Annotated in this window: 1 protein-coding gene; it reads right to left on the bottom strand. The window is 45.4% G+C overall.

The genetic code is table 11. The annotated features are described in order from the left end of the window. The coding region (locus tag C6366_RS20800) for a hypothetical protein (RefSeq protein ID WP_199221570.1) at positions 1 to 702 on the bottom strand (702 nt) is incomplete at both ends.

Here is a 702-nt window from a genome sequence, read left to right as displayed (position 1 = left end):
ATTGATGCCTAAATCAACTACAAAATCGCTCAGCGCCTCCACGGCATTGTACAATCGAGCATCTTCACCTTTGTTTTTACATGGCCACATCCAGTTTGCACTTAAACTCACACCTGAGAGTCCATGTGTTAATGGTGCCCAAATAATATTCGTAAGCGATTCGGCCACTGCCACAACGGAACCTGCGGCTGCGTCAAACAAAGCAATTCCTGGTGCATGACCTATAGAGGTCGCAACCCCTTCTTTACCTCGATAGTCGATTGAAGTAACACCCAAATTATTCAATGGCAATTGAATCTCTCCTGCGCATTGCTGTTTGGCCACACGTCCTGTAACTGAGCGGTCAACTTTATTGGTTAACCAATCTTTACATGCAACTGACTCAATTTGCAGCACGCTTTCAACATACTCCTTCACCTTTGAGGCATCGTATGTGAGCGCAGCAAAAGGTTCATTAACCACAACATCATTCATAATGGTTTTGGGAGGATTACCAAACATTTCGGCCAACTGCCAATCTATTGGGGCATTTCCTGCACCATCTACAAATTTAAGATGCTGATCGCCGGTCGTTTCGCCAACCACATACATGGGAGAGCGTTCCCGATCAGCTACACGCTTTAAATCATCAAGATCTTTCTCATGCAGAACAAGTCCCATCCGCTCCTGCGACTCATTACCAACAATTTCACGTGCCGAAAG

Source organism: Desulfonatronum sp. SC1, from assembly GCF_003046795.1.
In the GTDB taxonomy this organism is placed as follows: Bacteria; Desulfobacterota; Desulfovibrionia; order Desulfovibrionales; family Desulfonatronaceae; genus Desulfonatronum.
Note: the sequence above shows the minus strand (reverse complement) of the source record. Positions and strands in the feature narration are given on the sequence as shown.